The organism is Ruegeria sp. AL1, assembly GCF_056540905.1.
In genome coordinates this window covers 156227-172115 of the sequence record NZ_JBQFXP010000007.1, presented here as the reverse complement: position 1 = coordinate 172115, position 15889 = coordinate 156227, and the positions used below count along the sequence as shown (strand labels likewise).

At 59.6% G+C, this 15889-nt stretch carries 15 protein-coding genes; 7 read left to right on the top strand and 8 right to left on the bottom strand.

Features of this window, described 5'->3' with window-relative positions:
• Positions 1–14: 14 nt before the first annotated feature.
• A complete protein-coding gene (locus tag ACRZ9X_RS12925) occupies positions 15–590 on the bottom strand; it encodes a TIGR04282 family arsenosugar biosynthesis glycosyltransferase (protein WP_480519448.1) in 576 nt (191 codons plus the stop codon).
• Positions 591–593: 3 nt separating this feature from the next.
• Complete coding sequence (gene dapE, locus ACRZ9X_RS12920; RefSeq protein WP_480519446.1) at positions 594–1733, bottom strand: succinyl-diaminopimelate desuccinylase; 1140 nt, start codon at positions 1731–1733, stop codon at positions 594–596.
• A 208-nt stretch (positions 1734–1941) separates the two neighbouring features.
• Between dapE and ACRZ9X_RS12915 the strand changes: the two genes are divergently transcribed.
• A complete protein-coding gene (locus ACRZ9X_RS12915; protein WP_480519444.1) occupies positions 1942–3000 on the top strand; it encodes a transporter substrate-binding domain-containing protein in 1059 nt (352 codons plus the stop codon).
• On the opposite strand, the gene ACRZ9X_RS12910 is transcribed toward ACRZ9X_RS12915, so the two are convergent.
• Positions 2997–3341: a hypothetical protein gene (locus ACRZ9X_RS12910; RefSeq protein ID WP_480519657.1), complete on the bottom strand. Its 345-nt coding sequence runs from the start codon at positions 3339–3341 to the stop codon at positions 2997–2999. The genes ACRZ9X_RS12915 and ACRZ9X_RS12910 overlap by 4 nt on opposite strands.
• A 53-nt stretch (positions 3342–3394) precedes the next feature.
• Complete coding sequence (locus tag ACRZ9X_RS12905; RefSeq protein ID WP_480519442.1) at positions 3395–6520, bottom strand: ATP-binding protein; 3126 nt, start codon at positions 6518–6520, stop codon at positions 3395–3397.
• A gap of 492 nt (positions 6521–7012) precedes the next feature.
• Here ACRZ9X_RS12905 and ACRZ9X_RS12900 point away from each other — a divergent pair, with 492 nt between their 5' ends.
• Positions 7013–7561 carry a hypothetical protein gene (locus ACRZ9X_RS12900; protein WP_480519440.1) on the top strand — a complete coding sequence of 183 codons (549 nt, stop codon included), beginning with the start codon at positions 7013–7015 and terminating at the stop codon, positions 7559–7561.
• 136 nt (positions 7562–7697) lie between these two features.
• Here ACRZ9X_RS12900 and dapD read toward each other — a convergent pair whose 3' ends face one another.
• A complete protein-coding gene (dapD, locus tag ACRZ9X_RS12895) occupies positions 7698–8525 on the bottom strand; it encodes a 2,3,4,5-tetrahydropyridine-2,6-dicarboxylate N-succinyltransferase (RefSeq protein ID WP_480519438.1) in 828 nt (275 codons plus the stop codon).
• A 107-nt stretch (positions 8526–8632) separates the two neighbouring features.
• Positions 8633–9544 carry a threonine/serine dehydratase gene (locus ACRZ9X_RS12890; RefSeq protein ID WP_480519436.1) on the bottom strand — a complete coding sequence of 304 codons (912 nt, stop codon included), beginning with the start codon at positions 9542–9544 and terminating at the stop codon, positions 8633–8635.
• A 79-nt stretch (positions 9545–9623) separates the two neighbouring features.
• On the opposite strand from ACRZ9X_RS12890, the gene ACRZ9X_RS12885 reads away from it, so the two are divergent.
• The gene (locus ACRZ9X_RS12885; protein WP_480519434.1) at positions 9624–10466 is read left to right on the top strand and encodes an LOG family protein; all 843 of its coding nucleotides are present in this window, start codon (positions 9624–9626) and stop codon (positions 10464–10466) included.
• A 3-nt stretch (positions 10467–10469) separates the two neighbouring features.
• On the top strand, positions 10470–11567 hold the full coding sequence (locus ACRZ9X_RS12880; protein WP_480519432.1) for a cystathionine gamma-lyase: 1098 nt from the start codon (positions 10470–10472) through the stop codon (positions 11565–11567).
• Here the strand turns inward: ACRZ9X_RS12880 and ACRZ9X_RS12875 are convergent.
• Positions 11562–11951 carry a hypothetical protein gene (locus tag ACRZ9X_RS12875; RefSeq protein ID WP_480519430.1) on the bottom strand — a complete coding sequence of 130 codons (390 nt, stop codon included), beginning with the start codon at positions 11949–11951 and terminating at the stop codon, positions 11562–11564. The genes ACRZ9X_RS12880 and ACRZ9X_RS12875 overlap by 6 nt on opposite strands.
• A 159-nt stretch (positions 11952–12110) precedes the next feature.
• Between ACRZ9X_RS12875 and ACRZ9X_RS12870 the strand changes: the two genes are divergently transcribed.
• The 3 genes from ACRZ9X_RS12870 to ACRZ9X_RS12860 all read left to right on the top strand — a co-directional run bounded on the left by ACRZ9X_RS12870 (position 12111) and on the right by ACRZ9X_RS12860 (position 15079).
• Positions 12111–13028: a DnaJ C-terminal domain-containing protein gene (locus tag ACRZ9X_RS12870; protein WP_480519428.1), complete on the top strand. Its 918-nt coding sequence runs from the start codon at positions 12111–12113 to the stop codon at positions 13026–13028.
• Positions 13025–13363 carry a hypothetical protein gene (locus ACRZ9X_RS12865; protein ID WP_480519426.1) on the top strand — a complete coding sequence of 113 codons (339 nt, stop codon included), beginning with the start codon at positions 13025–13027 and terminating at the stop codon, positions 13361–13363. The genes ACRZ9X_RS12870 and ACRZ9X_RS12865 overlap by 4 nt, the downstream gene beginning before the upstream one ends.
• Positions 13364–13426: 63 nt before the next feature.
• Entirely contained in the window at positions 13427–15079 is a 1653-nt protein-coding gene (locus tag ACRZ9X_RS12860) for a U32 family peptidase (RefSeq protein ID WP_480519424.1), read from the top strand.
• Positions 15080–15082: 3 nt separating this feature from the next.
• Here ACRZ9X_RS12860 and ACRZ9X_RS12855 read toward each other — a convergent pair whose 3' ends face one another.
• Positions 15083–15697, bottom strand: a complete 615-nt coding sequence (locus ACRZ9X_RS12855; protein ID WP_480519422.1) for a cytochrome P460 family protein — start codon at positions 15695–15697, stop codon at positions 15083–15085.
• Positions 15698–15889: the final 192 nt, after the last annotated feature.

Below are 15889 nucleotides of genomic sequence, written 5' to 3'. Positions count from 1 at the left end.
TCATGACCAAAATTTCAACGCCTCAGATCGGCCACCGTATCCACATCGCGCAGATGCCCCAGCAGCGCGACGCGAAGACCCGGAACCGAGGCCAGCGTGTCCGCCAGCGCATGTTCCGTCGACCAGCGGGCATTGCGGAACAGACCGCGCGGCAGGGCCGCATAACGCTGCGCCCCGACCAGCCAATAGCCCCCATCGGGTGCGGGCCCGAATACCATCTGCGCCTGGCCCAGCGCGGCAAAGGCCTGCGCGATATGGGCGCGTGAAATCCCGGGAATATCGGCCCCGATCAAGCAAACCGGCCCTTTCGGCATGCCCCGCAACATCCGCCCCATGCGATCACCCAGATCACCCGGTCCTTGCGCCGCGCGCGGCAGGTCCGCAGGCCAGATACGGCTGCGCAACCCTTCGCGATCCGGCGACACCGCCAGCACGATCTGCCAGCGCGGATCGCGCAGCTTGCGGATCAGTGACCAGGTCTGATGCCGGAACCACCAAGCCGCCCCAACCATGCCGATATCGCGCCCCAACCGCGTCTTGACCCGGCCCGGGCGAGGCTCTTTCACCATGATCACCAGAGTGCGCTGCATCGGTCAGGCAAAATATTCCGTCAGAATACGGGAATAGATCGCCTTGAGCTGTTCAATCTGCGCAACCTCGACGCATTCATCGACCTGATGCATGGTTTTGCCCACCAGACCGAATTCAACGACCGGGCAATGCGCCTTGATGAACCGCGCGTCGGACGTGCCCCCGGTCGTGGACAGTTCGGGCTGCACGCCGGTCTCAGACTCCACCGCCCTTGCCACCAGATCAGACAGCGGTCCGGGCGGGGTCAGAAAGCTTTCGCCCGAGATCTTGATGCGGGTATCGACCGCGACACCGAACTCCTGCTCCACTTTCTCGGCCTCATCTTTCAGCCACGCGCTCAGGCTGGCCCCGGAATGCAGATCGTTGAACCGGATATTCACCGTGCCCGCACATTGCGCCGGGATCACGTTGGTGGCCGGGTTGCCGGTGTCGATGGTCACAACCGCCAAGGTTGAGGCATCAAAATGGTCCGAGCCCTGATCCAGTTCATGACTGGCCAGCCGATCCATCAGCCGCGCCATTGCGGGTAAAGGGTTCTTCGCCCGATGCGGATAAGCCGAATGCCCCTGCACACCGGTGACGGTAAACCAGGCCGACATCGACCCGCGCCGCCCGATCTTGATCATCTCACCCATGTGGTTCGGGCAGGTGGGCTCACCTACCAGACAGACCGACATACGTTCATTCGCGGCATCCATGTGATCCAGCAAGGCGGTGGTGCCGTCCAGCGCGTCGCCTTCCTCATCCCCCGTGATGGCCAGAATGATGGCCCCGTCCGGAGGTGTGTTGCTCACGAAATCGATGGCCGCAGTGGCAAAAGCAGCAACGCCCGATTTCATGTCGGTTGTCCCGCGCCCATACATCACCCCGTCGTGAGTTTCCGCGCCAAAGGGGGCCCTTGTCCACGCCGCTTCATCCCCGACCGGCACCACGTCCGTGTGGCCATTGAACCCAAAGCTGCGGGCATGACCTTTCGCACCCCATCGGGCAAAAAGGTTGCTGACACCGCCTCGATCAACCCTGGTACAGTCGAATCCGGCGTCAGACAGAATTCCCTCAAGCAGAACCAAGGCCCCGCCCTCGTCAGGTGTGACCGAAGGGCAACGGATAAGGTCCGCCGTCAACTTTACCGGGTCTGTCATATGTGGCCCTTTCCCGTATCCTACACGCAGGTTCGCGCACAGATTCAACGAATTGGCCAGTTTGCCAACCCCTGCGCGACGTTTTCTGAAAAGGATTTGGCAGATCGTATCGGATTGATACGCCAATAAAACATTTCAGATGACCCGGCGATTACCTTGTGACCCGTCTCAAAATCGCGCTACAGGGCCGCGAAACAGGTTTTAGACAATGACTCGCGCCCTTTTCACATGGATTTGCCTGACAGTCGCTGCGCTTGCTCAGCAAAGCGTGGCGCAAACACTGACGGTCACGACAGTCACCCGCCCCCCGTTTTCCTATGTCGAAGACGACGTACAAACCGGGTTTTCGATGGATTTACTGGCCGCGCTGGCCGAGTCGCTGAACTGGACATACGACACCAATCGGGTTGACGCCTTTGGCGACATGCTGCTGGCAGTTCAGGACGGGACGGCTGATCTGGCGATTGCCAACATCTCAATCACCGCAACCCGTGAAACCGTGATGGATTTCAGTCAGCCGATCTTTGAAGCAGGGCTGCAGATCATGGTTCCGTCCGACGCTGCCCGGCGCCCGTCGCTGTTACAGGCCCTTTTGTCGCGCGAGCTGTTCATCGCCATTGGTCTGGCCTTTGCCATCCTGCTTGGCGGCGGCATGCTGATGTGGAGCTTTGAGCGCCGCGCGCAGCCCTATTTTGACCGCAAGCTGAACGAAGCTTGGTTCCCCTCGTTCTGGTGGGCCCTGAATCTTGTGGTCAACGGCGGTTTTGAAGAGCGCATGCCGCGAACCCCATTCGGGCGCTTGCTGGGCGTGGTCCTCGTGGTCTCGTCCCTGTTCATCGTGTCAGTGTTTACCGCCCGCATCACCTCGGTCATGACGGTGGACGCGATCACCGGCAACGTGAATTCGGTGAACGATCTTTACGGTAAGCAGGTCGGCACCATTTCCGGGTCGACAGCGGCCAGTTTCCTAAACCGGCGGGAAATTGAGTTCCAGGGATATGGCGATCTCGACAGTATGATCGCCGCGTTTGAGGGCGACCAACTCGACGCGATCGTCTTTGACGCCCCGATCCTGTCCTATTACGCCTCGCACGAGGGACGCCGGATCGCTTCGGTAACCGGCGGAGTGTTTCTGAGAGAGAATTACGGCATCGCGTTTCCGACCGGTTCCCCGCTGGTCGAGGATGTCAATCAGGCCCTGCTGGCCTTGCGCGAAGACGGAACCTATGACGAGATTTACCGCAAGTGGTTCGGAGCGCGGAACTAAGCCTCGGCTTCGTCGCCGAAAAACGGCGTCATCTGCGCAACAATCACCGCGTTCTCGTCCAGCGCGCGTTGCATGAGCGCCCGCTCTTCTTCCGCGATGTCATGACCCTGTGCCTCGCGCTCGGCCAAAGTGCCATAGCCCGTTACGTCCAGTGGCGCAGTGTCGGCCTGTTTCAGAATGGCCACCGTTTCACGCACGGCCTCGGCCTCATCCACACCGCTGGCAAAACACATCAACGCCGCGCCGGTTGCCTTGTCGGGCAGCCCGTCCCCTTCCTTTCGGCCAATCTGGACCAATAGAGTATAGACTTGCTGGCGTGAGGGTTTCTTTTGCTTTTCCATATGCGCGGCCATAGCGATGTGAATCAGGGCGGTCAAGCGTCGCCGCGACAGGGTCAGGCCAGATCCGAGAGCGCCTTGTCAATTCTGACCAGCATCGGTGAATCGCCGGCTGTCAGTACGACGCGACGCGCGCGCGACAGATATTGCTGCGCCTGTTGCTGTCTCTTTTTCGCTTTGCACAACAAACCCATAATCATGTCACAACGGGCAATGTAATGACCGGACGGGTCAAATTGCGGATTCTGTCGCACCCGTTCGATCATCGAAATCAGCTGCTTCTCTCCCGAAACAAAAATGCGCAGGACTGAGCGCAAGTTTCTCAGCAAAACCCGGAAAGACCCGCCCCCTTCACCGGTCAGAATGGCCAAATACAGCTCGCACAGATACAACCGCCCCCAATCAGCAGCCACCTGCGATCCATCCAGATCGCGCTGGCGGATTACGGTCTCGATCTGCTGCACTCCTTCGGAAATCCGCCCGTCCATTGCCAGCGCCACACCCAGCATGGTTTCCGGGCCCACGGTAAACAACGCCCAGCCCTGCGCCTGACAGGCGTTGATGTGACGTTGCACAGATTGCAAAGCGCCTGGCTTGGCCAATGGCACAAGTGCGCCCACGTGTGCGGCGTCGGCAATGGCGCGCTCAAATTCCACATGCGAGGCGGCACGCGCCGCTTCGGCTTGGGCCAAGGCCAGCGCGTGATCATCCGTAACCATAGCAATCAGCGCTTTCATAGCCATCCCGTAACCCAGAGAACGGGGGTCGCCCCGGCTGGTGCCGTCAGCGATCATCTGTTCGGCGGCCTCATTTGCGCCGGAAACCCGGCCCCGGGTCAGCTCGTTCCAACCAACGGTCGCAAGATAGAAGTTCTGGATATATGCATCGTCCAGATGTTTCAGCACCTGCTGGATGTCCCGCTTGGCGTCTTCAAACTCAGCATTCGGTATTGGATCAAAATAGATCGACACCGACAGCGCATTGACCATCGCATATGCTTTGGACACCGGATCGCCAAGCCGTTCAGCCATACTGCTCAGTTTTTGCTGGACACTATGCGCTTCGCGGTATTTTCCGTTGCAAACCAGACATGAGACGTGGTGATGCAAAAACAGGGCGTGCTTGGTATGATCCCCGATCTTGTCCAGCGCAGTCTGCAGGCCTTCTGCCATGTCAATCAGCTGAACCACCCGCATCGAGATATTCGAGCACAGCCCGAAATTGGCAGCAAGCTCAACGAATTGTGCCGATGTCGCACAGCTGGGGTCGGCCTTATACAGAGTCAATGCCGCAAGAAGGTGACGGTTGGCTTCGTCCAGCGAAAACACCCCCAGCGATTTCGCCCCGGCCATGGCGCTATATGTGAAGGCCTTGGCTGCCTGATCGGTCTGGCCATAATGAAACGCAAGAGTTTCGGCTGCTTCATGCAAGCGGTTGGCATTGCGCCGTTCCAGTGTTTGCGCGATCTCCAGGTGCAATGCAGCGCGATGCCGGCTGACAAGGCTGTCATAGACACAGTCGCGCAGAAGGACATGTTTGAACATGTAGTCTGACGAATTCGCCTCGCGGTAGATGATGTCCTTTTCCTGCAATCGTTGCAGTGCTCGCCCGACATCTTCGAACTGGTCCAGGACATGGGCCAGCAAACCCGGATCGAACCGGCGACCGATGACCGAGGCGGCCTGCAACAATGCGCGATCGCCCTGTCCCAAAACCCGCACCCGAGAGGCCAGCAATCCTTGCATACTGGGCGGGACAAGGCTTGTGCTGGCGTCTGGGTCATAGCTGGCGGCGCCGCCATCTACGCGCAAAGCCCCCTGATCCATCAGGTAGGTCAGGATTTCTTCGCCAAATAACGGATTGCCGCCCGCAAGATTGACCAACATGGTGGTCAACTCATCGGGCACTGTGTCGATGCCCAGACGTGTCTGCGCCATATAGGCGACGTCATCCGCCGCCAACGGTTTCAGCGCAATGGTACGGACCGCCGAATTAGGTGCCCACCGCGGATCGTATTCCGGACGCCGGGTCTGGATCATCAGGAAATTTGAATACCCTTCGCCTTCGACCAGATCACGCAGCAAAGCTTCCGAGGCGCTGTCCATCCAATGCGCATCTTCGATGACAAGAATCACTGGCCCGACACCACACAACGCCTGCAGGAGTTTCGGCAACAGGCTTCGGGTCCGCAGTCCGATCAGAACACCATCCAGACCGTCCAGCGATCCTTGCGGCGGTGCAAGCCCCAGAACATTCATCATCAGCCCCAGATTTTCATCCGAAGCCAGACCCGCGCTCGTCAGGCCCGATGTGAGCTTTCGTTGAATCTCGGGGGGATCTGCCTTGTCGCGAATCTGAAACGCCGTGCGAATGATCTCAAGGATCGGCAGATAGGGCGATTGCTGACCATCGGCAAAACAATGCCCGGTCAGAACTCTGGTCCCTTCGGGTTTGAGCCTGTTCAGGAACTCATGCACCAGACGTGTTTTGCCCAGTCCCGGCTCGGCCACGAGATCGACCACTGAAATCGAGTCGTTCGATTGCTGCAGAGCCTCGGACATGATCCTCAGATCGGGAATGCGTCCAACATAGGTACTCAGACCTTGCGCCAGTGAGGAATGAAATCGGGTAACACCGCTTTGAACCGCCTGCAATTCCCAAAGCTTGTGTGGTTTGGTCAACCCTTTGAGGTGGTGTTCCCCGTCGAATTTCACCTCGGACACCCATTCCACCAACCGCCGGGTCGTGTCGCAAATCAGGGTGCCGCCAGCGGGCGCGAGGCTTTCGACACGCGCGGCCAGATTGACCGTATTACCCACGGCGGTCGCCGGTGCGCCGTCGCCCTGAACCGCTGCTACCAGGACGTTGCCTGAACTGACTCCGATCCGCATCTTTGGCCGCAGGCCAAATCGGGCCTGAAGATCGTCGGACGCGGTATCCATCGCCGCATGAATTGAAATCGCGGCACGACAGGCCCTTAAAGCCGGGTCTTCCAATGCATCGGGAATGCCAAACAGCGCCATAATACTGTCGCCGGCAAAATCCCGCGCTGTGCCGCCATGTTCTTCGACCGATTTGGTCAAAAGCTCATAAACAATCCGCAAAAAGTCGAGCGTCTTTTCTTCACCCAGTTCGGACACAATCGCGGTGTAGTCTTCCATATCCGCAAACAGAACTGACACCTGACGTCGTTCACCGAAGTCAGTTGGGTAACTGTCCGATATGTTTAGTGCATCCCCCATTCTTAATACTAGGTTTACCCCACCTGTCCCGTTCCCGCCACCACCAGAAATATCCGCTTAACGAAGTCGTGTTCTAAATCCGATGGGCGCAATGGTCTTTTTGCTGGAAAATCAGGCTTAACTGAGGCGCAAACTATAAGAATGCACGGTATCACGGTACGGCATAGGCCTGCCTTCAGCTTCGCTTTTACGGTCGCCGAATCTGCGCGATCCGCGAAACTCTCAGAAAAACACTTGTTTGCTCGAATAGATTGTGCGGACCTCGAATCGATTCCCATAGGTTGAGATTGAGCCTGTTTCTGCCCATCCGACTTGCAGATACACGCAAGTATTGGCCCATCAGGCGACTCTACACCGGGTCATTATGAGGTCGACGACCCAATTCATAGAATTTCGGCACTGCAGTAAATTTTTTTTGAAAAGGGGAATTAAATGAGCGTGTTATCCAAGCTTTTGACCACCACAGCCAGCATTTTTACTCTGGCATTAACTCCAATTGCCATCACAACCTTCATGGCAGACCCTGCGTTTGCTCAAGAAGAAGGCGGCGGAAACGAAGGTGGCGGTGAGACCGGTGGAAACGAAGGCGGCGGCGAGACCGGCGGAAACGAAGGCGGCGGTGAGACCGGCGGAAACGAAGGCGGCGAGACCGGCGGAAACGAAGGCGGTGGTGAGACCGGCGGAAACGAAGGCGGCGGCGAGACCGGCGGAAACGAAGGCGGTGAGACCGGCGGAAACGAAGGCGGCGGCGAGACCGGCGGAAACCAAGGCGGTGAGACCGGCGGAAACGAAGGCGGCGAGACCGGTGGAAACGAAGGCGGCGAGACCGGTGGAAACGAAGGCGGCGAAACCGGCGGAAACGAAGGCGGCGAGACCGGCGGAAACGAAGGCGGTGAGACCGGTGAGAACGAAAACCGCGAAACCTACAACAACGATGAAGAGCACGGCGAAACCCCGGCTTTCATCTATAAGACCAAATAACAAGAACACCTGCTTCAGGGACCAAATAGGGACCCAGTTTTGTTAACGCGTTAAAATTTGTAGCTATGAGAGTAACAAACGAGGAAAGGCCGGGGCGCTACTTCCCCGGCCTTTTCACGGAAAACACTCCGTGAGATCAGTCGCGCAGCAACTCGTTGATCCCGGTCTTGGACCGGGTTTTCTCGTCCACCCGCTTTACGATCACCGCGCAATAGAGGCTGATGTTGTTCTTAGACGGCATTGAGCCTGCGACAACCACCGAATAGGGCGGGACCTCGCCATAGGTGACCTCGCCGGTTTCGCGATCGACGATCTTGGTGGATTTGCCGATGAACACGCCCATCCCCAGAACCGAACCTTCGCGGACGATACAGCCCTCGACCACCTCGGACCGGGCACCGATAAAGCAGTTGTCTTCGATGATGGTGGGGCCTGCCTGCATCGGCTCCAGCACGCCGCCGATGCCGACGCCGCCCGACAGGTGCACGTTTTTACCGATTTGCGCGCAGGATCCGACAGTGGCCCATGTGTCGACCATGGTGCCCTCGTCCACATAGGCCCCGAGGTTCACGAAAGATGGCATCAGCACCACACCCGGTGCAATAAAGGCCGATTTACGGACGACACAGTTCGGAACCGCGCGGAAGCCAGCGGCTTTCCACTGGTTTTCACCCCAACCGGCGAACTTGCTGTCGACCTTGTCCCACCAGCCGCCGTTTTGCGGGCCTCCGGTCTGGATTTCCATGTCCTTGATGCGGAAGCCCAGAAGGACTGCCTTTTTGGCCCACTGGTTCACATACCAATCGCCGCTGTCCAGCTTCTCGGCCACCCGCAGCACGCCGCTGTCCAAGGCGTTTAACGTATCCTCGATTGCCTCGCGGGTTTCGCCTGAGGTCGCGGGGGTGATGGTGTCGCGCGCTTCCCACGCGGCTTCGATGGCGGCTTCCAGTTGCGCGTTCGACATTTTGGGGCTCCCTGTAGAATCTGTTCACGTTGGTCTTGCGTATAAGCGTGCGCAGAACTGGCCGCAATGCGACGCAGAACGCACGGTTTGCGGCTGTTGAGCGTGTCTTACGGGCCCAGCGGGTCCGGAGAGATATTGCCGCCGCAGATCAGCACCGCCACACGCTCATCCGGTTCGGGCTGATATGCGCCCGACAACAGCGCGGCCAATGCTGCCGCACCGGCTGGTTCAACCAGAATACGATGCGCCTGCCACAGGCGTTTCTGCGCCTCGGCAATGGCGGCGTCTGGCACCAGAACCGATGTCATGCCCTGCGCCAGATCGAAACAGATCGACCCGATCCGCCGCGCGCCCAGCGCATTGGCGGCGATGCCGGAAACCGAAACATCCACCGGTTCCCCGGCCTGCAAAGCCGCGTTCAAAGCGCAGGAGGTTTCGGGCTCGACCGCCACAACGTTGCGCGCGCCCTGAAACCACGCCAGCGCCCCGGCGATCAACCCGCCGCCGCCCACGGCGACCAGAACAGTGTCGGCTTGCAGGCCCTGCGCCTCCCATTCGGCAAAGCAGGTGCCCTGCCCGGCCACCGTTGCGGGCGCGTCATAGGCGTGGATTTGCATCGCGCCGGTTACAGCCTCATGTTCTTGCGCCTGCGTCAGCGCATTGGCGTATTCGCCCGGCACCACGCTGAGGTCCGCGCCGATCCGTTCGATCAGGGCTATCTTGGACGGCCCCGCCAGTTCGGGAACGAATATCTTGGCCGGATAGCCCAGCGCATGCGCCGCATAAGCCGCCGCTGCGCCGTGGTTGCCCCCGGATGCGGCCACGACACCCGCGTCCGGCACATCCGAGCTCAGCAGCGTGTTGAACGCTCCGCGCGCCTTGAAGCTGCCGGTGTGCTGCATATGCTCCAGCTTCATCTCAACCGGATAACCCAGCATCCGGCTTTCCATCACCGGCGTGACCTGCGCAAAGCCCGCGATCCGGTCCCGCGCGGCTGAAATCTGATTTTTCCAATCCATTCTTGTCTTTCCGTGACTGGCACTCTGCCCGCGAACCCTATAGCTGTTTCAGAGACACGCAAGCAGGGATCGATCACCGATGAGAGAAGACCGCCACAGCCCGTTTCGCGACGCGCAGACCGACCGCTCGACCGCGAGCGAGGTCCCGGACACGCCGCAGACACGGTCCCCGGCTCACCGGCTTGCCTTTGCTGACGACGAATTCCTGTGCCGGGATGAGCTGCGCCCGGTGCGCCTGCAGCTTGAACTGCTCAAGCCCGAGATGATCATGTCCGAACGTCAGATCACCTCGACCATCGTCATGTTCGGCGGCGCGCGTATCCCGGAACCGGCGCAAAAGCACACCGCGCGGACGCAAACACTGGCTGATCTGTCAGAATATTACGACGAGGCGCGGGAATTTGCCCGGCTGATGACGCTGAAATCCAATGAGACCGGCGGGCGGGAAAACGTCATCATCACCGGCGGCGGCCCCGGCGTGATGGAGGCCGGAAACCGTGGCGCGCAAGAGGCGGGCGGGGCCTCGATCGGGCTGAGCATCGTGCTGCCGCATGAACAGGCACCGAACCTGTTCGTGACGCCTGAGCTCAGCTTCAATTTTCACTATTTTGCCATTCGCAAAATGCATTTCCTGATGCGTGCGCGTGCCATCACCATCTTCCCCGGCGGCTTTGGTACGATGGATGAGCTGTTCGAGTCCCTCACCCTGATTCAAACCGGTCGGATGGACCGCGTACCCTTCCTTCTGTTCGGGCGTGAGTTTTGGGAAAAGGTCATAAACTGGGACGCTCTGGCCGATGCGGGCACGATCTCGGACGAGGATCTGGACCTGTTTCGCTTTGTCGACACGGCGCAAGAGGCGGTCGATCTGATCGACAACTGGGAACCTGCCCCGCCCCGCGACGCGATTCCGGGGCGCTGAGCGATGGCCCCCAAGATCGGAGAAATGTTGCACCTGCGCGGGAATGCCTTGGACAAGGGCGAACCCGTGGCGCTGCCGCTGACGCAAAGCAGCATGTACCACCTGCCGGGCGCACCGGACGGGCATGCCACCTATGGAAGGGTCGACAACCCGACATGGGTGCAGCTGGAACATGTCCTGTCGCATCTGGAGGACGCGCCCTGTCTCAGCTTTCCGTCCGGGATGGGGGCGATTTCAGCCGCGCTGTTTGCAACGGTGCAGGCCGGATCGCGGGTGCTGATCCCGTCGGATGGCTACTATGTGACCCGCCTTCTGGCCGACAAGTTCCTGTCGCGCTTGGGTGTAGAGATCACAGAACGCCCGACCAATGCCTTCTCGGACGGCGGGTTTGACGGGTTCGATGTAGTGTATACCGAAAGCCCCTCGAACCCCGGTCTGGACATGATCGACCTAAGGGCTGTCGCGGATCAGGTGCGGGCCGCCGGTGGCGTGACGATTGCGGACAACACCACCATGACGCCGCTGGGGCAGCGCCCGCTTGATCTGGGCATCGATGTTGTTGTGTCCTCGGACACCAAAGCGATGGGCGGGCACTCGGATATGCTGATGGGCCATGTCGCCAGCCGCGACCCGCAGATCATGGAACGGGTTGAGGAGTGGCGTAAGGTCTCAGGCGCGATCCCCGGCCCGCATGAGGCGTGGTTGCTGCATCGCGGGTTGGAGACGCTGGATGTGCGGTTCGACCGCATGTGCGCCTCGGCGCAGGTACTGGCGGAACGGTTGGCCGCACATCCCGCTGTGCGTCTGGTGCGCTATCCCGGCCTTCCCGGCGACCCCGCGCACGCGTTGGCCACGGCACAAACCTTGCGGTTCGGGTTCCTGCTGTCCCTGACACTGGACAGCGAAGACAAAGCCGAGGCTTTCATCAACACCTGCCCCCTGTTGCGCCCCGCCACATCCTTTGGCGGTGTCCACAGTTCCGCCGAACGCCGCGCCCGATGGGGCGACGCCGTGGACCCTGCCTTTGTCCGTCTGTCGGTTGGCTGTGAGCCGGTGGAAGAGCTTTGGCAGGCCGTCGAGGCCAGCCTGAACGCCCTATGACTTCTTCTTGGGGTCCCGCAATTCGGTGAACACGTAGATCGGCAGCACAACGCTGGCGACCAGCGCGCCCAGCCAGACCAGCAAGGTCGCCGCCAGCAGATTGGCGACCCCGCCCACGGTCAGGCCCGAGGCGACCAGATCGGTCACCAGCAAGCCCACAAAGGTCACGATCAACGCGATCCCGCCTTTGATTGCAGGTGCTTTCTTTTCCCCGATCTTCAGGATCAGCGGCTCGGCCACCACCTGCACGACTGTAAAGATGACCACCACCACGATGAAGGATATCGGCTTGATCGCAAAGCCGGATAGCAACAGCACCGCCAACAACAACCCGATGGCATTCCCGGCCAGCAAGGCCAGAGCGGACTTTATTCTGCGAGACATGGGGCGATCTCCGTCAAATAGCAATTCGAAACATCCCGATATTATCAGGGCTGACGCGTTTTACGAGGTAATTCGGTGTGCTCTTCATTTTGACCTGTTGAAATCACATGATAAAACACCTTCATCAAGATCAGCCCCACCCTTTTCCCGCGAGGTGAGATGAGCGACGATCCCTATTCCGTTCTGGGCATTTCCAAAGATGCCAGTGACGCCGACATCAAGAAAGCCTATCGGCGCATCGCCAAGGAATGCCACCCGGACCTCAAACCCGGTGATGCCGAGGCCGAGGCCAAGTTCAAAGCCGCGGCCGCGGCCTATGACCTGCTGAAAGACCCCGAGAAGCGGGCACAGTATGACAGGGGCGAGATCGACGCCTCGGGTCGGGAACGCCCGCAGCAGCAATATTATCGCGACTATGCCGAGGCCGCCGGAAACCCCTATCGCGGACGGCAGGCGGACCCGGACGACATGTCCGACATCTTTGCCGAGTTCATGCGCGGACGCGGTGGCTATGGCCAGCGCGCCCATGAATTCCACGCACCGGGGCACAACATGAACTATTCCCTGCAGATCAGCTTTCTGGATGCGGTCTTTGGGGCCAGCCAGAAACTAACCTTGCCAGACGGCGACCGGATCGAAGTCAAAATCCCCGCAGGGATCACCGACGGTCAGACCATCCGGCTGCGGGGCAAGGGCGCTCCGGGCTATGGCGAGGGGCCTCCGGGGGATGCACTGGTCACTGTCTCAGTGGCGAACCACCCGGTCTTTGACCGGCAGGGCGACGACATCCACATCACGCTGCCGATCACGATTGATGAGGCTGTTCTGGGCGGCAAGGTCCCGGCCCCCACCATTGATGGCGGCGTCAATGTCAGTGTCCCGGCTGGCACCAGCAGCGGTAAAACCCTGCGTCTGCGCGGCAAAGGGGTCAAGAAGCGCGGCTCGTCCGAGCGTGGAGACCAGCTGATCGAACTGACCGTCACCCTGCCCGACACAATGGATGACGACCTGAAACAGTTCATGGAGACGTGGCGCGAGACCCACCGCTATGATCCGCGGAAAGGAATGCCGTCATGACCCTGACCGAGAAACAACTGATCGAAACCGTCACCCGCCTGACCTCGGATAGGCTGACCGAGTACCTTGCCGCCGAGATCGTGATCCCCGAACAGTCCGACGATGGGCTGGTGTATCAAAGGATCGACGTCGCTCGGTTGGAACTGGCCTGCGAGTTGCATGAGCAATACGATATGGAGGCCGATGCGCTGTCGATGATGATCTCTCTGATCGACCAGATGCACGGGTTGCGCGCCGAGTTGCGAGAGGTGCTGAACGCGGTCGAAGCGCAACCGGAACCGGTGCGCCAGCAACTGATCGAGGTCATCGGCACAGCGCGGTTCCGTCGCAGATAACGGGGTTTTGGCGGCGCGGGATTTGGCGTAGAAGGCGCGCTTGATCCAATGCCCGGTAGTCCCATGACCCAGTCCCGATCCGAATTGCTGATGCCTGCGGGCAATCTGCGCAAGTTGAAACTCGCCATCCTCTACGGGGCGGACGCGGTCTATCTGGGCACGCCCGATATGTCGCTGCGCACGAAATCCGAGTTCTCGCTGGAAGAGGTGATTGAAGGGGTCGAATTCTGCCACAGCCATGGACGGCGCGCCTATCTGACCCTGAACCTGTTCTCGCACAACAAGGACATTCCGAAACTGGACGAGTATATTGATACCGTCCGCAAGGTGAAACCCGATGGCCTGATCATCGCCGACCCCGGTGTGTTCCAATATGTCCGAGAACGCGCCCCGGAACTGCCGCTGCATATCTCGACGCAGGCCAATATCTGTTCTTGGCTGTCGGTGAAGTTCTGGCAGGATCAGGGAGCCGAGCTGGTGGTTCTGGCCCGCGAGGTGTCCTATCCCGAACTGGTCGAAATTCGCGAGAAATGCCCCGACATCAAGCTTGAGGCGTTTGTGCACGGGGCCATGTGCATGACCTATTCGGGCCGCTGTCTGCTGTCGAATTTCATGGCCGAACGTGGGGCCAATCAGGGCAATTGCGCCAATTCCTGTCGCTGGAACTATGGGCTAAAGCTGCGCCTCAAGGACGGCACTCATCAGGAACTGCGCATTACCGACGAAAACGCCGACCTGTTCGAATTCCTTCTGGAAGAGGGCTGCCGCCCCGGTGATCTGATGCCCATCGAAGAGGATGATCGCGGCTCGTATATCCTCAACTCGCGTGATCTGTGCATCATGCCCAAGCTGGATGAGTATCTGAAGATCGGCGTCGACAGCCTCAAGGTCGAAGGGCGCGGTAAGTCGGAATACTATGCCGCCATCGTCGCGCGCGCCTATCGGATGGCCATCGACGACTATCACGCGGACCCCGAGAACTGGGACCCCAAGCCTTACATGCGCGAACTCGAAACCGTTGGAAATCGCGGCTATACGCTGGCGTTCCACGAAGGGCGACTGACCAACTACGCGCATGATTACGAACACACCGCCGCCATCGCGCAATGGGAATATGCCGGGATCGTCACCGAGGTGACCGACGACGCCTTTCTGGTCGAGGTGAAGAACAAGCTGGAACCGGGCGATGTGCTAGATTTCGTCTCACCCATTTCGCGTGAGACGGTTCTGCTGCGCGTCTACGATTTCGAGCGGGCCCATGACGGCGCGCGGCTGGACGTGGTGCATGGCAGCACCAAAACCGTCATCCGCCTGCCCTTTTCTCTGTTCGATCACGAAGACCCGGATGATCTGCGCGCCCGCTTCCCGGCCTATTCGGTGCTGCGCAAGGAGCGCGCGCTGACCGACGAACATTGGAGCCGCATCCGCTTTGACAAGCTGGTGCAGGGGCTTGAAACCTCGGGCCGAGACAATCCCGCAGCCTATGCCCGCCGCCGCGATGCGCTGGTAGAAAAGATCGGAGAAGACGGCAACGAACGCCGGTTCAAGACCAATCGCATCGGCACCGAGGGCTGCTGTGGCAAGGGCTGCAACGGGTGTTTGATCTTCTGGCAGGATGAGAAATACGCACTGGCCCGCGAGGTCTTGTCAAAGCGCAAGCAAGGCGAACAACTCAGCCGCAGCGAAGCCACCGCACTGAAACTGCCAACGGGCTGAGGGTCAATTCTCGACCTGAAATTCCTCGGGGACGTAGAAAGTATAGTCTCGATCAGCCACTGCTGCGTGGCAGTCGTGGCAATAGGCCACACGACTTGAACCGCTGCCCATCGTGTCGCCAAACAGCGAGCCATCAGGCATCACCATGACATAGCGCCAGTCTGCCGTATCCGGGCTGGTGCCTGCGGCCAGCTTCTCCATCACAAATAGCGCGCCGGGATAAACCTTGCCTTCATCGGTCACGGTCATGCTGTCCTTGGCCAGAACCGACCCCGTCGGCAACAGCTCCCCTTCTTGAAGAGTGCCATAATTATGCGCCATCCGGTTGGCGTAACTGTTGACAAAGCGCTGACCATGCGTGGCCGAAATGTACGGAGCGTCGTTGAACAAGGGCCAGCTTTGGTAGTTGCGGATCATGTCCAGCTTAGCGGCCGCGTACCCCCGGGCCATGCGACGGGTCAGCCCCTTGTAATGCTTGCGCGCCTCATCCTTGCTGAGCTCGGCGGGATTCTCGATCGCCAGATGCGCGTTTTGATCGCTTTCCTGCGCCAGCACGCCCGACGCGCAAAATGCCAAAACGGTTGAAATTCCAGTCAGATAGTTTTGCTTTGCAATCATTTCCGTGGCCCATCCGTTGAACGGTTCGCCTGAACGCTGCCTCAGATTATGACTCGAAAGATAACGCCCCGATGATAACTTGCTATGACCCTGTTCACAGTTTCACCCGCTTGTGCACAATGGTGATGCTGAAAACCCATGCCAGAATACCCAAAGACTACCAAAATGAGACTTTGGACAACAGGGGGGTTC